Annotated in this window: 15 protein-coding genes; 6 read left to right on the top strand and 9 right to left on the bottom strand. The window is 72.3% G+C overall.

What is annotated here, in order from left to right:
• Positions 1 to 87: 87 nt before the first annotated feature.
• The 4 genes from PSU4_RS28030 to PSU4_RS28045 are packed head-to-tail and all read right to left on the bottom strand — an operon-like array spanning position 88 to position 3576.
• Complete coding sequence (locus PSU4_RS28030; protein ID WP_147115032.1) at positions 88 to 1269, bottom strand: ABC transporter substrate-binding protein; 1182 nt, start codon at positions 1267 to 1269, stop codon at positions 88 to 90.
• On the bottom strand, positions 1269 to 2018 hold the full coding sequence (locus PSU4_RS28035; RefSeq protein WP_186817227.1) for an ABC transporter ATP-binding protein: 750 nt from the start codon (positions 2016 to 2018) through the stop codon (positions 1269 to 1271). The genes PSU4_RS28030 and PSU4_RS28035 overlap by 1 nt, the downstream gene beginning before the upstream one ends.
• Positions 1994 to 3037 carry an acyl-CoA dehydrogenase family protein gene (locus tag PSU4_RS28040; protein WP_147115036.1) on the bottom strand — a complete coding sequence of 348 codons (1044 nt, stop codon included), beginning with the start codon at positions 3035 to 3037 and terminating at the stop codon, positions 1994 to 1996. Before PSU4_RS28040 ends, PSU4_RS28035 begins: the two co-directional genes overlap by 25 nt.
• The gene (locus PSU4_RS28045; RefSeq protein WP_147115040.1) at positions 3034 to 3576 is read right to left on the bottom strand and encodes a DUF4242 domain-containing protein; all 543 of its coding nucleotides are present in this window, start codon (positions 3574 to 3576) and stop codon (positions 3034 to 3036) included. Before PSU4_RS28045 ends, PSU4_RS28040 begins: the two co-directional genes overlap by 4 nt.
• A 316-nt stretch (positions 3577 to 3892) precedes the next feature.
• On the opposite strand from PSU4_RS28045, the gene PSU4_RS28050 reads away from it, so the two are divergent.
• Positions 3893 to 4516, top strand: a complete 624-nt coding sequence (locus PSU4_RS28050) for a TetR/AcrR family transcriptional regulator (RefSeq protein ID WP_147115043.1) — start codon at positions 3893 to 3895, stop codon at positions 4514 to 4516.
• A 24-nt stretch (positions 4517 to 4540) separates the two neighbouring features.
• On the opposite strand, the gene PSU4_RS28055 is transcribed toward PSU4_RS28050, so the two are convergent.
• Entirely contained in the window at positions 4541 to 5575 is a 1035-nt protein-coding gene (locus tag PSU4_RS28055; RefSeq protein WP_147115046.1) for an AraC-like ligand-binding domain-containing protein, read from the bottom strand.
• A gap of 310 nt (positions 5576 to 5885) precedes the next feature.
• On the opposite strand from PSU4_RS28055, the gene PSU4_RS28060 reads away from it, so the two are divergent.
• The 4 genes from PSU4_RS28060 (at position 5886) to PSU4_RS28075 (ending at position 10853) form a co-directional block, all read left to right on the top strand.
• A complete protein-coding gene (locus PSU4_RS28060; RefSeq protein ID WP_147115049.1) occupies positions 5886 to 7364 on the top strand; it encodes an aldehyde dehydrogenase in 1479 nt (492 codons plus the stop codon).
• 58 nt (positions 7365 to 7422) lie between these two features.
• Positions 7423 to 8601 (top strand): LLM class flavin-dependent oxidoreductase, encoded by a 1179-nt coding sequence (locus PSU4_RS28065; RefSeq protein ID WP_147115052.1) that lies wholly within the window; start codon positions 7423 to 7425, stop codon positions 8599 to 8601.
• Positions 8602 to 8792: 191 nt separating this feature from the next.
• Positions 8793 to 10202, top strand: coding sequence for a YlbE family protein (locus PSU4_RS28070; protein ID WP_147115055.1), 1410 nt, complete (start codon positions 8793 to 8795; stop codon positions 10200 to 10202).
• 186 nt (positions 10203 to 10388) lie between these two features.
• A complete protein-coding gene (locus PSU4_RS28075; RefSeq protein WP_147115058.1) occupies positions 10389 to 10853 on the top strand; it encodes a nitrile hydratase accessory protein in 465 nt (154 codons plus the stop codon).
• 27 nt (positions 10854 to 10880) lie between these two features.
• On the opposite strand, the gene PSU4_RS28080 is transcribed toward PSU4_RS28075, so the two are convergent.
• The 4 genes from PSU4_RS28080 to PSU4_RS28095 form a co-directional block, all read right to left on the bottom strand.
• Positions 10881 to 11267, bottom strand: coding sequence for a VOC family protein (locus PSU4_RS28080; RefSeq protein ID WP_147115061.1), 387 nt, complete (start codon positions 11265 to 11267; stop codon positions 10881 to 10883).
• Between the two features lie 241 nt (positions 11268 to 11508).
• Positions 11509 to 12672, bottom strand: a complete 1164-nt coding sequence (locus PSU4_RS28085; protein ID WP_186817228.1) for an MSMEG_0565 family glycosyltransferase — start codon at positions 12670 to 12672, stop codon at positions 11509 to 11511.
• Between the two features lie 73 nt (positions 12673 to 12745).
• Positions 12746 to 14287: an AllF/FdrA family protein gene (locus PSU4_RS28090; protein WP_147115067.1), complete on the bottom strand. Its 1542-nt coding sequence runs from the start codon at positions 14285 to 14287 to the stop codon at positions 12746 to 12748.
• The gene (locus PSU4_RS28095; RefSeq protein WP_147115070.1) at positions 14284 to 15261 is read right to left on the bottom strand and encodes a carbamate kinase; all 978 of its coding nucleotides are present in this window, start codon (positions 15259 to 15261) and stop codon (positions 14284 to 14286) included. Before PSU4_RS28095 ends, PSU4_RS28090 begins: the two co-directional genes overlap by 4 nt.
• A gap of 127 nt (positions 15262 to 15388) precedes the next feature.
• On the opposite strand from PSU4_RS28095, the gene PSU4_RS28100 reads away from it, so the two are divergent.
• On the top strand, positions 15389 to 17845 hold a 2457-nt coding region (locus PSU4_RS28100), incomplete at its 3' end, for an ATP-binding protein (protein WP_147115073.1).

A 17845-nucleotide genomic window follows, 5' to 3' on the forward strand; every position in this document is an offset into this window, starting at 1 on the left:
GTCGGCGAGGCTCATGTCGCCTCCGCGGGAAGAAATACGTCGGCGAGGCTCATGTCGCCTCCGCGGGAAGAAATACGTCGGCGAGGCTCATGCCAGGACATCCTGTTCGGTACGGGTCAGCGAGTCGGGCAGCCCGAAGGCGGCGGGTCCGCCGAGGGTGGCGATGCTCCGCCGGACGAACCGGTCGTCGACGAGGTCGCGGTGCACGGTGGCCGGGTCGAGCCGGTCGACGAAGCTCGCGTCACCGTCGACGACGGTGCCGCGCATGGCCTCGACGAGTGCCGTGGTGTAACCGGGGAACGGGAAGGGCGTGTAGCCGATCCGTTCGCCGTGCCACTGCCGGCGCGTGAGGACCGACGTGTAGTCGTCCTCGGCACGGGTGAGCGTCTTGGTGATGGAGGGCAGCGGTTGGGGCATGTACTTGTTGCCGCTCAACAGCTTCGCCGCATCGGGGCGGTTGCCGTCGATCCACTGCTGGGCGCCGGCGACGCCGTCGGTGAGGGCCTGCACCGTCTCCGGCGCGTTGTCGATCAGGTCCTGCCGCACCATGACGACGCAGCACGCGTTGTCCCGCCAGGCGTCGCCGGTGAACCATGCGACCTTGCCGACCTTCTTGATCTCGGCGACGGCGTTGAAGGGGTCGGCGACGATGTAGCCGGAGATGGTGCCGGTGTCGAGCGCGGGCACCATGTCGGCGGGCGCCATGACGACCAGCTGGACGGTCCCCTCCGAGACCGACGGCGCGGTGCGCACCACGGGGGTGAGGCCGACCTCGCGGAGCTTGCGCTGCAACAGGATGTTGTGGATCGACCACCAGAACGGGATCGCGACGGACGTGCCGGCGAGCTGGCGGAGGTCGTCGATCTCGGGCCGGACGGTGAGCGCGGAGCCGTTGGTGTGGTTCCAGGCGACCATGCGGACCTGCGCGCCGAGCTGGTAGCGCAGCTGCAGCGCGAACGGCATGAGCAGGTGCACGACGTCGACCTCGCCGGCGACGAAGGCCTGGGCGAGCGACTCCCAGCCGCGGAACAGCACCGGCCGCGGAATCTCCACACCCGCCTGGGCGTAGCGGTCCTGCCCGTGCGCGACGAGCAGCGGCGCGGCGTCGGTGATCGGGAGATAGCCGATGCGCGGCGCGGTGCCGTTCCTGGCGGTGGGCCGCGACGCCGTCGCCAGGTCGGCGATTCCTGCGACCCCGCCGACGGCCGCGGCCGTCGCGCCCAGGGCGATGCCACCGCGCAGCAGCGTGCGGCGGTCGAACCCGGCCATCAGGAGGCAGCCGCGGCGCCCAGCTGGGAGCGGTAACCCGCCAGCAGGGTCGCCCGCAGGGGGTGGTCGGCGAGGTCGTCGTGGCCGGTCGGGGCGTCGCTGTGCCAGTGCCCCGCGGCGCGGCCGGAGCCGTCGAGCAACGTCACCTCGGTGGCCAGGTAGAGCGCCTCGTCGACGTCGTGGGTGACCATGACGAGCGTCAGCTCCAGCGCGGCCGCCGCGTCGCGCAGCCACACCTGCAGGCTGCGCCGCGTCGCCGGGTCGAGGGCCGAGAAGGGCTCGTCGAGCAGCAGGATGTCGGGCCGCACGGCCACGACGCGCGCGATGGAGACGCGCTGCGCCTGCCCGCCCGACAGCGCCGACGGCAGCAGGTCCGCCTGCGCACGCAGGCCGAACAGGTCGATGAGCTCCTCGACATGCGCGGCGTCGAACCGGGCCTTGTTGGCGCGGTAGCGACCGCCGAGCGCGATGTTGTCGCGCACCGTCAGCCAGGGCAGCAGCAGCGGCTGCTGGAAGACCGTGCCGACGACGGCGCCCCGGCCGTCACCGGTGTCGGGCCTGGTCAGCGAGCCCGCGTCGAGCTCCTCGAGCCCGGCGAGGACCCGCAGCAGCGTCGACTTGCCGCTGCCGGAGTGGCCCAGCACGACGAGGCGGGAGTCCCGCTCGACGTCGAGGTCGACGCCGTCGAGCACGGCGTTGGAGCCGTACCGCTTGGTGGCGCCGGTCAGGCGTAGCGCGACAGTTCCCACCGGAGCTGTCCTTCCGTCGGTGACTGGATGGGGAGGAATGCGGCCTCGCGCAGCCGACGGCTGACGTCGCTGGTCGCGACGTACCCGGCGCCACCACGGGTGGTGGCCTCCAGGCGGGTCGCGTCGCCCGCCGCGGCAGACGCCTCGAGGCGCAGTCGCAGCAGGTCGGCGGGGCCGGGCTCGTCGGGCGCGGACGCCCATGCGTGCAGCCGGTCGCGGACCGACACGACGCGGGCGCACACGTCGTCGATGTCGGGTCGGAGCTCGGCGTTGAGCCCGGTGCAGTGCTGTTCGGCGCCGGTCGCGGCGCGCGCGGCCAGACCGGCGCAGAACGCCGTCTGGGTGAGCAGGAACGCGGGCCGGACGGCCCTCACGAACCCGGTGAGGTCGGTGGTGAGGACGTCGGCCGCCCGGACGTGCACGCCCTCGAGCGCCACCGACGACGACGCCGTGCCGTCGAGGGCCAGCAGCGTGGGCGACGGCCGGACGGTCACGCCGTCGGCGGAGAGCCGGAAGCCGACGACCGCCCTGCTGTCGTCCTCCTCGAACCGCACCGGCGACACCACGACGGCGTCGGGGAACAGGTTCGACGCCCAGCGGATCGGGCCGTCGAGGCGGACACCGCCGTCGGGCAGGCGGGTGCCCAGGACCGGTACCGGCTCGATCCCGGCGACGTCGCGTAGCGCGGGCGCCATCGCCGAGACACCGATCGCGTCCCCGCGGCGCAGCGAGTCGACGAGGGTCTCGTCGGCACCGCCGCGGTCGAGGTAGTCGATCACCATGCCCTGCGCCCACAGCGAGAACGCGGAACTCATGCACTCGCCCGCGATGGCCTCGATCAGCGCGACCCTGGTGTCGAGCCCGCCGCCGAGGAGCCCTCGCGAGCCCAGCCACCGCAGTCCGTCGCGCAGGTCGCCCCGGCCCTGGTCGACGTCCTTCGCGCACTCGCGGAACCGGTCGGTCACCTCCGCGGGGACGGGAGGTGCGACCGGGGCCGGCGCGACCTGCGCGGCGGTCACCGCTCGTCCGTGGCGAGCTGGTGGAGCCGGTCGATCGGGGTGTCGACGACCTCGCGCGCCTTGACCACGCCCGCCTCGTCGTCGGCGTCGTAGAAGCAGAGGCACTTGGTCATGTCCTCGCGCACGTAGGTGCGCAGGAAGGCGACCTCCGGGACGTTGGCGTAGAGCGGCGCCTTCGCCTTCTTGCGGGCGAGGTAGGTGTCCATGTCGAGGCCGTCGGGGAAGTCCCACTCGACGAGGTAGCCGGCGGTCGGCTTCGCCGCCTTGATCTGCGCGAGCTCGGCCCCGACGAGGCGGACCTCGTCGGGGCCGACGACCTCGGTCGCGCTCGCGAGGTTCGCGACGGCGAACGCGTCGCCCAGTGACGCGGCCGAGCCGGCCTCGACGACGGCGAACACGCGGTCGTGCGCGCCGGTCACCTGGGACTCGATGAACTCCGCGCCGGCGGAGGCGGCGGCCTTGTCGACCTCTTCCAGGACGGCGGAGGCGCCGGACCGGTCGGCCGTGGCGGGCACGAGCTCGAACAGGAACAGGGACATGGGAGATCTCCTTCTCCGAGGGACAGGTTGCGAACGCGCGGCGCGCGCCTGCGGGCAAGGGCGCGCCCCGGTCGACGACGCCGTCGGACGACGGGGTCCTGAGGTGGCTGTGTCCGGCGACGGACGCGACGGACGGAAGGCCCTGATCGGGCGGCGGGACGGCTCAGCGCACCCGCGACGGAGCGCCCGGACACGCCGCGGCAACGACCCGGAGCAGGTCGATGTGGCGGCGCTCTACCAGCAGCACGGGGCTCACACGACCGAGGTTAACAGACAGAACGATCGGTCTGCCAGACAGCGCGCCTATGCTGGTGTGGTGCGTGGAACTCCCCGACGGCCGCTGCCGGCCGAGCGGCTGCTCGAGGCGGCGGGCGCTCTGTTCGACCGAGAGGGCATCCGGGCGGTCGGCGTCGACCGGCTCGTGGCGGAGGCCGACGTCGCGCGCGCCAGCCTCTACCAGAACTTCGGCTCGAAGGACGCCCTCGTCCTGGCCTGGCTGTCCAAACAGGACGAGGTCGACCGCGCGGGCTACGACCGGGCACTGCGGGCGGCGGCCCGCAGCGCCGACGGCCCCGCCGACCCGATGACGCGCATCCGTACGTTCTTCGACCTCGCGGTCGCCGCCACACGTCGCCGCCACTACCGCGGCTGCCTGTACGTCAACGCGCTCACCGAGTTCCCCGACCGCGACCACTCCGTCCACATGGTCGTCGCCGAGCACCGGCGCTGGATGCGCGAGGAGATCGCCGACGCCGCCGCGATGGCGGGCGCCGCCGACCCCGCCGAAGTCGCCCGCTCCGTCCAGCTGCTCTACGACGGGGGGCTCGTCGGCGCGAAGACCGCCCGCTCGGTCGAGCCCATCCGGCGCGCCGAGCAGCTCGCGGCCGAACTGGTCGAGGCGGCGGTGGTCCGCGGCTCTGCGGCCACGGCACGGACCTGATGCAGCCGAGGGCGACGAGCGGGGTCACCCCCGGCCCGCGCCACTCCCCCCACCACGCTCGCGCAACGTCTCCCGGGGGAGCTCACCGAAACGCTCCTTGTACTGCTGGGCGAAGCGACTCTGGTGGATGAACCCCCAGCGCAGTGCGACGTCGACCACCCTCGTCTGCGCCGGATCGCAGCGCAGCAACTCGGCGCGGACGTGATCGAGCCGGATACGGCGCAGGTAGGCCATCGGCGACTCGCCGAGTTCCTGCTGGAAGGTCGCATGCAGGGTGCGCACGCTCATGCAGCCGACCCGGGCGAGCTCCTGCGGGCTGAGCGACTCGTCCGCGTGCTGTTCCATGTAGTCGATGACGGGTTGGAGCCGGCCACGGCGCACCGTCTCCGCCGGCGCGACGAGATCGTCGAAGTACTGGTGCCGGCCCGTGTGCAGCAGCTGCGTCATCACGAATGCCTCGAACTGCTCGCGGGCGATCGGCATGTCGGCGAGCCCGCCCGGTCGGTCGAGCTCACGGGCGAAGAACTCCACCGACGAGAGCAGGGTGCGGCCGGCCGCACTCGTCAGGTCGATACCGAAGTCGAAGTCGAGGACGTCGTGAACGGGGCGGTTGAGCTGTTCGCTCAGATGGTTCTCCAGGCTTCGCCGCGGAATCTTGAGGATCAGCTGCTCGGCGTCGCGCGACCACCGCACGGTGTTCTCCTGGTCCGGCAGCAGCACCACCCCGCTGCCTCGCGCCACCGTCGAAGCGCGCTCGCCGTCGGACCGGACGGCCTCGGTGCGCCCGGCGACGGTGAGGTTCACGTGGTAGCAGTCCTCGGTCGGCGGCATCACCAGCGTCGCGGCCGACTCGTAGGTGAGGTACCCCAGCGTGAAGAAGCGATCCGACGTGGCGTTGAGCGTCATCCGGAGCTCGTCGCCAGGGGCGGTGAGCTCGTGGTCGAGGTAGACCCTGGTGACGGCGTCCCGCGCCTCCTCCAGACTCCGGGTGTCCAGCACGGGGTAGCGCGACAGCAGCGCGGACGGGGCGCCCGTCCCGGCCGGCCCAGGAGTGCTCACGGTCGCGACACCTCCTCGTGGTCGTCGTCGGCCGGCTGCTGGTCACAGCAACGCCGACCCCCGCAGAACACCGCGGTCAGGGACCGCTGGGTCCAGAGCCTAGACAGCGCGCCCCGCACGGCCTATCCGCTGAGCGCCGCCGTCCATCCGTTCAGTGCGCGAGCCGACCACGCAGTCGGCTTGTCGCGCGAATTGCACTGAACGGATCGGAGTACTGCCGTCCGCGGATATGAGAGGCGTTTTCCGTCTGCCTAACCTCGGCTCGCGACGCTGCACCGCGCGGTTGTCGCGAGCCGACGAGGAGAGGTTGATGACGACACCCCTGGAGGAGCTCAAACTGTTCATCGGCGGCAGGTCCGTCGATGCCCGATCCGGGCGCACCTTCGAGTCTCTCGATCCGTATTCCGGAAATGCCTGGGCCCGTATCGCCGACGGCGGCCCGGAGGACATCGACGATGCGGTCGCAGCGGCCCGTGCCGCATTCGACGGCGAATGGGGCCGGCTGACGGGATTCCAGCGCGCCGCGATCATGCGGAAATGTGGGGACGCGATCGCCGCGAATGCCGAACGCCTCGCCCGGCTGGAAGTGCACGACTCCGGAAAACTGCTGCGCGAGATGCTCGGGCAGCTCAACAGCCTCCCCCAGTGGTACTACTATTTCTCGGGGCTGGCCGACAAGATCGAAGGCCGGACCGTCCCTCCCGTCAACCCGAACTACTTCGGGTTCACCACCCGGGAACCGGTCGGCGTCGTCGGGGCGATAACGCCCTGGAACTCGCCGCTGCTGCTCCTGACCTTCAAGCTCGCCCCCGCGCTGGCCGCGGGCTGCACGATGGTGGTCAAACCCTCCGAGCACGCTCCCGCCTCCACGATCGCGTTCGCCGAGGTGCTGCACGAGGCCGGCCTGCCCGCCGGCGTGCTCAACGTCGTGACCGGCTGGGACCGCTCCACCGGCGAGGCGCTGTCCACCCATCCGGGCGTCGACAAGATCGCGTTCACCGGCTCGTCGGCCACCGGGGCGAAGGTCGCCCAGGCCGCCGTGGCGAACTTCAACCGGGTCACCCTCGAGCTCGGCGGCAAGTCCCCGCAGATCGTGTTCCCGGACGCCGATCTCGACGCTGCGGCGAACGGACTGGTCGCCGGCGTGTTCGCCGCCACCGGTCAGACCTGCATGGCGGGCTCACGGCTGATCGTCCACGCCGACGTGCACGACGCGTTGATCGAGAAGGTCGTGGCCCGCGCCACCGCGATCGAACTGGGCGATCCCACCGCGGCCGAGACCGAGATGGGCCCGGTCGCGAACCGACCGCAGTACGAGAAGGTGCTCGGCTACCTGCGGGGCGCCGCGGCCGAGGGCGCCACCTTCGCCTGCGGTGGTGGGCCCGACGCCGAGCGCGGCGGCCTGTTCGTCGAGCCCACGGTCGTCACCAACGTGACCCCGGAGAACACCATCGTCCGCGAGGAGGTGTTCGGACCGGTGCTGGCCGCCTACACCTTCACCGACGAGGACGAGGCCCTCGCGCTGGCCAACGACACCCCGTACGGGCTCGCGGGCGCGGTCTGGACCAAGGACGTCCACCGCGCGCACCGGATCGCGAGCAAGCTGCGCGCCGGCACCGTGTGGATCAACGCCTACCGGGTGATCGCCCCGAACATGCCCTTCGGTGGCTTCGGCGCCAGTGGGGTCGGCCGCGAGAACGGGGTCGACGCCATCAACGAGTACACCGAGAACAAGTCCGTGTTCGTCGAGCTCACCGGCGGCACCCGTGACCCGTTCCAGCTGGGCTGACCAGCACTCCCACCTGCGCGAACGACACTTTCGTACGATCCCGTCACAGGAGAAGACCATGACCGTGACCGCCAACGAGCGCCTCGGCCTCGCGCCGACCGACCCGCGCCCGGCGAGCGAGACCACCCCCGCCGCGGACCGCACCGAGACCAACCCGCTGTTCGGCGACCAGAAGATGAAGCTGGGGCTGTTCGGCACCAACTGCTCGTACGGGCTGATCATGAGCCACGCCCCGTCGACCTACGAGATCACCTGGGAGCACACCAAGGAGATCGCACAGCGGGCCGACCGGCTCGGGTTCGACGTTCTGGTCCCCGTGGCGCGCTGGAAGGGGTTCGGCGGCTCGACGAACTTCAACGGCAACTGCTTCGAGACCTACACCTGGGCCGCGGGCCTCGCCGAGGCCACCGAGCGGATCGCCGTGGCCGCGACCTCCCACCTGCCCACGATCCATCCGATCGTCGCGGCCAAGCAGGCGACCACCGTCGACCGGATCTCCGGCGGACGGTTCGCGTTGAACATGGTCATGGGCTGGGTGCCGCCGGAGATGGAGATGTTCGGCTCCGAGCAGCGCGAGCACGACGAGCGCTACGCGTACGGCCAGGAGTGGCTGGACTTCGTGACCAGGCTCTGGACCGAGGAGGGCACCTTCTCGATCCACTCGAAGTACTTCGACGCCGAGCTGCTGGAGGCCTACCCCAAGCCCCACCAGGGCCCGCGCCCGGCGCTGATCAACGCGGGCAACTCGCCGTCGGGCATCGAGTTCTCCGCGCGCAACGTCGACGTCAACTTCGCTTCGCTCGACACCCTGGAGAACATCAAGGCGTACACGACGTCGCTCAAGAAGAAGGCGCGCGAGGAGTACCAGCGCGAGATCCACGCGATGACCTACGGCCTCGTCGTCTGCCGGGACACCGAGGAAGAGGCCGAGCGGGCGTTCCAGCAGGTCGTCGACGAGGGCGACTGGGGCGCGGCGGGCAACGTCATCAAGATCGCGGGCTCCGGGGCCAGCCAGTCCTTCGACCACGCGGTGAAGGAGATGCAGGAACGCTTCATCGCCGGCTGGGGCGGCTACCCCATCGTGGGCACCCCCGAGCAGGTCACCGAGGAGCTCGGCAAGCTGAGCGAGGCCGGCATGGAGGGCATGATCTTCGGGCTCATCGACTACAACGAGGAGCTCAAGTACTTCGGCGAGAACGTGATGCCGCTGCTCAAGCAGGCGGGCCTGCGCCACTGAGCCTGCCCCGCGTGTCGTGAGTGGCGATGGTCGCCATGGCGACCATCGCCGCTCACGGGCGTCGCCGCCCGGCCCCCGGCCCCCCCGATCCGGGGGGCCGACCGGGGGATGTCCCCGACGGGCGTGTCTCCTATAGTGTGTCGGCGTCTACTTTGATGAAGTAGTGACCGACCCCGAGGAGGAACCTCCCGATGACGACACCGCTGGCACTGCCTGACGAGGTCCAGGTGGTCAACGTCGGGCTCCCGATGTTCGCCGATGCGGTGCGTGCGCAGGGTCGCCCCGTCCAGCACGTCGACTGGCGCATCCCCGCCGACGGCGATCTCGACGCCGTCCGCGCGCTCAGCAACCTCTACGGCGACGCGGGTGCCGCAATCGACGAGGCGAACACCGAGGTCGTCCGCCGCCTCAACGAGGGCGTGCCGCAGCTCGTCGACGTGTCGACGTTCGGCGAGGCCGTACCCGGTGTCGAGGGACGCATGATCCTGCACTGCGGCCCGGTGCTCCCCTACGCCGAGCACACCGACCCGCTGCAGCGCTCGATGCGCGCCGCCGTGGTCGCCGAGGGCTGGGCCGCCGACGTGGCCGAGGCCGAGAAGCTGCTGCAGAGCGGCGAGATCACCCTCGACGCCGCAAACCACCACGACGCCGTCGTCCCGATGGCGAGCGCGGTGGGCCCGTCGCAGCCGGCGCTGGTCGTCGAGAACCGTGAGGGTGGTACGCGCGCCTTCTCGTCGCTGAACCAGGGTCCGGGCGAGGTGGCGTGGTTCGGCCGCGACACCGACGCGGCGATCGCGCGGCTGAGGTTCCTGGCCGAGACGGCCGGCCCGTCGGTCAAGCAGATCATCGCCGAGGCCGGTCAGCTCGACATCCTGGCGGTCGCCTCGCAGGGCATCACCATGGGCGACGACCTGCACATGCGCACCCAGGCCGCCACGAACCTGCTCACCCGCACCTGGCTGCCCCAGATCACCGCGCTGCCCGACGCCGCGCGCGTCCCGTTCGGCACGTACCTGGCCGGCAACCACCTGTTCTTCCTGAACCTCGCGATGGCGGCGGCCAAGTCGCTGCAGCTGTGGGCGCACCAGGTCGAGGGCTCCTCGATCGTCACGCACATGGCGCGCAACGGCACCACGTTCGGTATCAAGCTGGCCGACGACGACGCCTGGTACATCACCGACGCCCCGCCGGTGGGCGACGCGATGTACTACTCGGGCTACGGCCCCGACACCGCGGCCAAGGACATCGGCGACAGCGCCGTCCTGGAGCTCACCGGCATGGGTGGCCCGGCCGCGGGCAACTCGGCCGCGGTCGCGGCGTTCCTCGGTGGCGCGATGTCCGACGCCGCGGCGGCGACGGAGTCGTTCCAGGCGATCTGCGCCGGGGCCAGCACGCGCTTCACGCTGCCGGCCATGGGCTTCATCGGCGCCCCGCTGGGCGTCGACGTCCGTAAGGTCGTGGAGACCGGCATCACGCCGAAGGTGACCACCGGCATCCTGCACGCCAACTCGGGGATCGGGCAGGTCGGCGCGGGTGTCGCCACCGCTCCGGTGTCCTGTTTCGCCGACGCCCTGAAGGCGCTCGCAGCTCGGGTGGCCTGACCATCCACCCCTCCCGGCCCGGCCGTCCGCCGGCCCGGCCACGGCAACGGCGGTCCCCTTCGGGGGGCCGCCGTTGTCGCCGTGGAGGGTGTCGAAGCCCTCGCCCTTTCCTGCCGTGAGGGTCGCACGATCACGGCGTCATCCACTATAGTGAACGACGGACATCATCGTGCACGAGGAGTGGTCATGAGAAGCGCTGCCAGGGCCGGCTCGACACCCACCGGCCCCGCGCTGCGCACCGAGGCACTCGAACAGCTGCTCACCGAACGCGGCGTCGCCCACGTCCCCGCGTCGGAGAACCCGACGAGCCCCGCCCCGACACCGCTGGACACCGACGAGACGTCGTCGCCACCCCGGGCCGACGGCGAGCTCGTGTTCGCCGAGCCATGGGAGTCCCGCGCATTCGCGATGGCGGTCTCGCTGCACGACGCCGGGCTGTTCGCGTGGCCGCAGTTCCAGGCCGCGCTGATCGCCCGCATCGCCGCATGGCAGGACCAGCACCCCGAGGGCGAGTGCTACTCCTACTACACGCAGTGGCTCGGCGCCCTCGAGGACGTCCTCGCCGGTGACGGCACGGTCTTCACCGACGAGGTCGTCCAGCGGGCCGCGGAGCTCGCGATCCGCCCCACGGGGCACGGCCACCCGCACTGACGGGCCCGGCCGGCGCCCGCCCCGCCGTCACACGTACGGCGCGGTGATGATCTCGATGAAGTGGCCCGCAGGGTCGCGGAAGTAGACGCCGCGGCCGCCGTGCTCGGTGTTGGTCTCACCGGGACGCTGCATCCGCGGGTCCGCCCAGTGCTCGATCCCACGCTCGCACAGCCGGCCGTACGCGCGGTCGAAGAGCGCGTCGTCGACCAGGAACGCGTAGTGCTGGTTCTGGATCTCCGGGAACGCCTCGACCGGCAGGTCGGCGAACTGGATCAGGACCCCGCCGTCGAGCTGCAGGTTCGTGAACGGCCCCCACGACGGGGCCTCCTGCGCCTCGATGATGTCGACGAAGAAGCGGGCCGACTCCGCGCGGTCGCGGGCGGCGATGATCGTGTGGTTGAAGGCAGCGGGCACTGCGGTCCTCTCGGTCGGTGTCCGAACACCGGGGAGGTGCGCCCATGCCGGCTGCCCACGCAGAGGACCGGGAAAGTGTTGCGCCCCTGGGCCTGCGGGGTGCTCGACGACGGTGATGCCGCGTCGGCCGGTACAGCCGCTCCTTCCCGGTAGGCCCATCTGGGGCGCACACCCATCCTACGGGGAACGGCCGCATCCCGGGAGAGGGATGCGGCCGCTCGACGACTCGGACGATGCCGGATCAGGCGGTGCCCCGCCGGATCTCGTCGTAGATCTCGCGGTGCTTGCGCGCGCTCGCCTCCCAGCTGAACTGCGGCAGGATCGCCTCGCCGCCGGCTCGGAGCCGGTCGCGCAGCGCGGCGTCGCGAACCATCGTGCGCATGGCCTGGGCCAGGCCGTCGGCGTCCTCGACGGGCGGCAGCAGCGCCGACACCCCGTCCTCCAGGTACTCGTGGAAGACGTCGAGGTCGCTGGCGATCACGGGCAGCCCGGCGGCCATCGCCTCGAAGACGACGAGCCCCCAGCCCTCCTTGACCGACGGGAAGCTCAGCGCGTCGGCCGCGTGGTACCAGCCGGCGAGATCGGCCTCGCTGACCGTGCCGAGCAGGTGGACGTCGCGGCCGACCTCCAGGCCCAGCTCCGCGAGCTCGGCGATCGCCGCGTCCCGGTAGGGCGTGTAGTCCTGGAAGGAGTGGCCGCCGACGACGGCGAGCGTCGCGTCGATGCCCTCGCGCTTGAGCTGCGCGAGCGCGCGGAACGCGTACACGGTGCCCTTGCGGGGCTCCACACCGCCGACGGCGAGGAAGACGAACCGGCCCTCGCCCGCGCCGATCCGCGCGCGCAGCTCCTCGATCTTGCCGTCCTCGGGCTTCGCGAACCGGCCGAGGTCGACACCGTTGGGCACGATGTCGGCGTCGCGGCCGTAGTCGTCGCGCATGATCCGCCGCCACTGCTCACTGACGACGAGGATGCGGTCGGGCTCCACGATCGCCTGCTTGGAGCAGTTGATCAGCGCGGGCGTCGTGAAGTCGTCGACGTGGTGCACGGTGCGCACGACGGTGATCGGGTTGCCCGCGTCGCGCACCCGGGCGGCGGCCCGGGCGGCGATGCAGTCCTGCGCGTGCATGATGTCGTACTCGCCCGCGAGCCCCTCGAGTTCGGCCGCCAGCGTGTCGATCGACGCGAACACCTTGTCGTCCAACGTGTCGCCCACCCTCGTGGGCGCGCGCAGGACGGTGTTCGGGACGTCGGTGTGCCGGAACAGCCCCACCTCCGGGTCGCCGAGGGTGAGCAGGTGCACCGGCACACCCTGGCGGTGCAGCTCCTCGGCCAGGCTCAGGGTGTGGACCAGTCCTCCCCGCGGCTTCGTGCTGTGCGAGACGAGCGCCAGCCCACGCGCTTTCACAGCCCGCCCTCGCGGACGCTCGGGCTGCAGTTCGCGAAGTCGTTGTGGCGATGGTTCGCTCGCTGACGTTCGCTCACAGCGACATCGCCGCGATCTCTGGCTTGCGGCCGGCGATCGCGGCGGCGGCCAGTGCGGCACGCTGCGCGGTCTGCGTGACGAGCACACCGACCTCCTCGAAGGCCTTCTTCTGCGCCTCGTAGCCCTGCGGGTCCTGCTGGGTGCCGAGGACGTAGACGATGACCTGGGGGCCGCCGGCGTCGCGGATCTCCTTGAAGACCGGGCCGAGCTCGCCGGCCGGGTTCTCGTGGGAGCCGTAGCCGAGCACGACGTCCATGAGGATCGCGGCGACCTTCGGGTCGGCGGCCTGCTCGCGCAGCAGCTCGATCCGGGCCTCCGGGTCGATCATCGGGTGCGGGCGGCCCTTGGTGTACTCCTCCTCGCCCAGGTCCAGCGAGGTGTGCGCGCCCTCGGGGGCGGGCAGGCCGAGCGACTTGTCGAGCGGGGTGTTGGAGTACACGTCGCCCAGCGTCTCACCGAGCACGACGAGCGACTCGTAGCAGAGGGTGCCGCCGGAGTAGAGGCCGCGGACGAGGGTGCGCTCCGCGGGCAGCTTGTCGGCGATCTCGCGGACCTGCTCGACGAGGCCCTCGGTGACGTCGGGCGGGGTCTGGCCGGCCAGCTTGGCGGCGGCGATCGCGCCGGCCTCCAGCGTGCGGGTGACGATGACGCCCTCGGGGGCCTCGAAGTCCTTGTCGATGCCGATGAGCGCGGCGACGACCTTCTTGCCCTTGGCCGCGGCCAGGACCTCCTGCGCGACCTGCGGGTTCGGCGGCTTCGACACCAAGAAGATGATCTCGGTGCTGTCGTCGGCGACGAGGCGGCCCATGGCCTGCTTGGCGGTGAGGCCACCGATCTTGGCGGTGAGGTCGCGGCCGCCGAGGCCGATGACGTGCGAGACGCCCGCGCCCCACCGGTCGACCAGGCCGGCCGCCTCCTGCGCGCCGGTACCGGCGGCGGCGACGACGGCGATGCTGCCCTCCTTGACGACGTTCGCGAACGCCAGGCAGGTGTGGCCCAGCATCGCGGTGCCGGCGCCGGGGCCCATGATGAGGCGGCCGATGCGGTTGCCCCGCTCCTTCAGCGCGATCTCGTCCTCGACGGACACGTTGTCGCTGAACAGGAGGACGTCGAGGCCCGCGGACAGCGCCTTGTGCGCCTCGAGGGTCGCGTAGTCGCCCGGCACGGAGATGACGGCGACGTTGGTGTCGGGCTGGCGCGCGATGGCCTGGGCCATGGTGCGGGCCGGCTTCTCGGCGGCCTCGCCGGAGGCGTTGGTGCGCGGCGCGAACATCGCGGCCTCACCGGCCTCACGCGCGGACTCGGCGAGCTCGTCGGAGTCGGCGTTCACGGCGACGAACAGGTCGTTCGCGCCCGCGTGCCCGATCTCGGAGGTGTCGAACCCCTCGCTCGCCAGCGTCTCGACGTTGGCGGGGGTGGCCATCGCGGCCGAGGCCCAGACGACGCCGTCGAGACCGCGCATCGCTCGGGTGCCGGAGAGCTGGACCACCGAGTCCACGTAGGTGTCGGTGTACAGCGTGATGCGATGGATGCTCACGGAGCGGCTCCCAGGTGCTGATCGGCGGCAACGATTCGAGTGCCCGGCTCGGCGTCGTCGCCTGCTCCGGGGTTCAACGACGCGACGGCGCGGGCGGCGTTGGTGACGACCGCCGTGGCTCCGCCCTCGCGGACGAACTGGATGGCGGCCCGCATCTTCGGGCCCATGCTTCCCTCGGGGAACTGGCCGTCGTCGGCATGGCGCTGCGCCTCGTCGGCGGTGATCTCGCCGATCGCGCGCTGGGTGTCCTTGCCGAAGTCGAGCATCACCGCGGGGACGTCGGTGACGAGCACGAGGGCCTCGGCCCCCAGCGCGTTGGCCAGCCGCTGCGCGGCCGAGTCCTTGTCGATGACGGCGTCGATGCCCTGCAGCGACCCGCCGTCGTCGACGACCGGGATCCCGCCGCCGCCCGCGGCGACGACGATCAGTCCCTGGTCGACGAGGGCGCGGATCGCGTCGAGCTCGACGATCTCGACCGGCTTGGGCGAGGCGACCAGACGACGGTAGCCACGGCCGGCGTCCTCGCCGACGACCCAGCCCTGCTCGGAGACGAGCCGCGCGGCCTCCTGGACCGTGTAGAACGGCCCGATCGGCTTGGTGGGCAGCCCGAACGCGGGATCGTCCCCGCGGACGACGACGTGGGTGACGACGGTGACGACGCCCGGCAGGTCGACGCCGCCGGCCTCGCGCACGGCGAGCGCGAGCAGGGAGCCGAGCTGGCCCTCGGTCATCGCGCCGAGCACGTGCAGCGGCATCTCGGGAACCTGGTCGGAGCCGGCGCGCTGCTGGATGGCGAGGTTTCCGACCTGCGGACCGTTGCCGTGCACGAGGACGACGTTCCAGCCGGATTCGCGCAGACCTCGGATCGCGGACGCCATGGCCCGCGCGTTCTCCATCTGCTCCGGGTGCGTGCCCTGCTGTCCGCTGCGGGTGATGGCATTGCCACCCAGCGCAACGACTGCGGTCTTGGACATCGGGACGACTGTCTTTCCGTCGGCGGTCCCGTCGCGCGGGGCCGGTCTTCATCATCGGATGTGCGCGCCCACTATAGTAGACGCCGCCTGGCCTCGTCACTCCCCGCGACCCCGGTAGAGTCCGCGCGTGCCCCGGGCCCACCTGCGGTTGCGCCTGCTCGGTCCGTTCACCGTAGAGGGCGGATCACCAGACGTCGTGCCCGTCGGCAAGGCGCGGCGTGTCCTCGCGGTCCTCGCGGAACGCCCGGGCGAGTTCGTGTCCGTCGGCGACCTCGTCGAGGCACTGTGGGAAGGCACCGCACCGCAACGGGCCGACCGCAACATCGCCGCCCTCGTCAGCAGGCTGCGCCGGGCGCTGGGCCGCGAACGCATCGACGGGACCCCCGCCGGCTACCGCCTCGTCGCCACCGACCTGTCGACCGACCTGGCCGAGGCGGTCGAGCACGTCGAGCGGGCCGAGGTCGAGCTCGGACACGGCCGATTCGCCGTCGCCGCCACCGGCGCGGAGCTCGCCACCGGGATGCTCACCGCCGGCGTCGCACTGTCGGGCGAGCAGCCCGACGGCTGGGTGTCCGACGTCCGGCTGCGCGTCACCCGCTACCGCCGCCGGGCGCGGATCTGTTGGGCTGCAGCGGCTCTCGAACTCGCTGCCCCCGACGTCACCGTCCACGTCGCCTCCGCCGCCCTCGACGACGACCCCCTCGACGAGGAGGCCTGCCGGCTGGTCATGACGGGCCTGGCGCGCGCGGGCCGCCCCGCCGACGCACTCGCCGCCTACGAGGCGCTCGAGGCCGCGGTGTCCGAGCAGCTGGGGTGCGACCCGTCCCCCGCCACCCGCGCCCTGCTCGACGAGCTGCGCGACACCACCCCCGCGGCCGACGAGCCCGACCCGATCGTCGGCCGCGACGCCCAGCTCGACACGCTGCGCCGGCAGTGGGCCCGGGCGGGCGAGGGCCGTCCCGGGCTCGTCGTCGTCACCGGCGACGGTGGTGTCGGGCGCAGCGCGCTCGTCGAGCACTTCGCCGACGAGCAGCGTCGGGACGGGGCGCTCGTGCTGTCGGTGGCCTGCCACGAGGCCGAGCGCTCGCTGTATCTGGAACCGCTCGTCCAGCTGGTGCGCGCGGCGCTGCGCCGCGTCGACCCGGCCGACGTCCTCACCCTCGCCGGGTCCCGGCTCGGCGCCCTCGCGCAACTGGTCCCCGAGGTGGGCGACATCGTCGCCGCCACCGACTACGAGCGCGCCGAACCGGAGCTCGAGCACGGGCGCGCCCTCGACGCCTTCGCCGGCTTCCTCGCCCGGCTCAGCACCACCCGGCCGGTGCTCGTCACCGTCGAGGACGCCCACCACGCCGGCCGCTCGACGGTCGCGGCCCTGCGGTTCGCGATGCGCGAGTGGACGGCCGACCGCGGCCCCCGCCCGCTGCTGGTCCTCGTCACCGAGCGCGGCGCGGGCGCGACGACGAGACCGCTGCGCGAGGTGTCCACCGGATGGATCGAGCTGGGCCCGCTCGACGTCGACGCCGTCGCCGAGCTGGTGCGCCGCGCCGGGACCGACCACGACCCCGCCCGGCTGCACGCCTGGACCGGCGGCTCGCCGCTGTTCGTCGCCGAACTGCTGCGCTCCCCCGCCTCAGCCCTCGCCGGCGACGAGCCCGTCCCGGTCCCGCGGTCGTTGCGCGACATCGTCGCCGACCGCATCGAGGCCGCCGACGAGGAGATCGCCGAGCTGCTGGGGCAGGCCGCGGTGCTGGGTGCGTCGTTCACCCTCGACGCGCTCGCACAGCTCACCGGGACCGGGCCCGACACATGCGCGGCGCGGGCGGCGGAGGCGGTGCGGATCGGGCTGCTGCGCCCGCTGCCCGACGGGATGCGGTTCGTCAACGACGTCGTCCGCCAGGTGGCCTACGAGGCCACGCCGACGCCGGTGCGGATCAGCAGGCACCGGCGCGCGGCACGGCTGTTCGACGCCCGTCCCGAGTCGGCGGCGCGGCACTTCGCGGCGGCGGGCGACTGGTCGTCGGCGGCCCGGGCCTGGACCGACGCCGCGGCCGCGGCGGCCCGCGCGTTCGCCAACACGGAGGCGGTCGAGCTGCTGTCCAAGGCTGTGGGCGCGGCACGCAGCGCGGGCGACGTCACGCAGCTCGTACACGCGCTGATCCGCCGTGGCCGGGCGTGCTCGCAGATCGGACGCTACGACGACGCCGTCGCCGACCACGAGCAGGCCCTCGAGCTGGCCCGCGGCCGCGACGACTCCGAGCTGGAGGCGCAGGCACTGGAGCAGCTGGGCTGGACGGCGCTCTACGCCCGTGACGCGATGGCCGCGGTCGACCTCGCCGAGCAGGCCACCGAGGTCGCGGAGAACGCGGCCGCGGCCCCCGGCGCACTGCCGAGTGCCACGCTGCTCCTGGGCCGGGTCCGACACTGGGACGGCGACTACGACGGCGCGGGCCAGGCCTACGAACAGGTCCTCGACTGCGCCCCCGACGACTCGACCCGCGCCATGGCGCTCGCCTACCGGGGTGCGCTGCTGCAGCACCTCGACCGCTTCGCCGAGGCCAAGACCGTCCTCGCCCGCGCCGCCGCG

The sequence above is a fragment of the Pseudonocardia sulfidoxydans NBRC 16205 genome, assembly GCF_007989085.1.
Lineage (GTDB): Bacteria > Actinomycetota > Actinomycetes > Mycobacteriales > Pseudonocardiaceae > Pseudonocardia > Pseudonocardia sulfidoxydans.

Coding starts and splice junctions, on each gene's coding strand:
- PSU4_RS28060 (WP_147115049.1), top strand. CDS start 5,886: ATGACGACACCCCTGGAGGAGCTCAAACTGTTCATCGGCGGCAGGTCC.
- PSU4_RS28065 (WP_147115052.1), top strand. CDS start 7,423: ATGACCGTGACCGCCAACGAGCGCCTCGGCCTCGCGCCGACCGACCCG.
- PSU4_RS28095 (WP_147115070.1), bottom strand. CDS start 15,261: ATGTCCAAGACCGCAGTCGTTGCGCTGGGTGGCAATGCCATCACCCGC.
- PSU4_RS28030 (WP_147115032.1), bottom strand. CDS start 1,269: ATGGCCGGGTTCGACCGCCGCACGCTGCTGCGCGGTGGCATCGCCCTG.
- PSU4_RS28070 (WP_147115055.1), top strand. CDS start 8,793: ATGACGACACCGCTGGCACTGCCTGACGAGGTCCAGGTGGTCAACGTC.
- PSU4_RS28075 (WP_147115058.1), top strand. CDS start 10,389: ATGAGAAGCGCTGCCAGGGCCGGCTCGACACCCACCGGCCCCGCGCTG.
- PSU4_RS28045 (WP_147115040.1), bottom strand. CDS start 3,576: ATGTCCCTGTTCCTGTTCGAGCTCGTGCCCGCCACGGCCGACCGGTCC.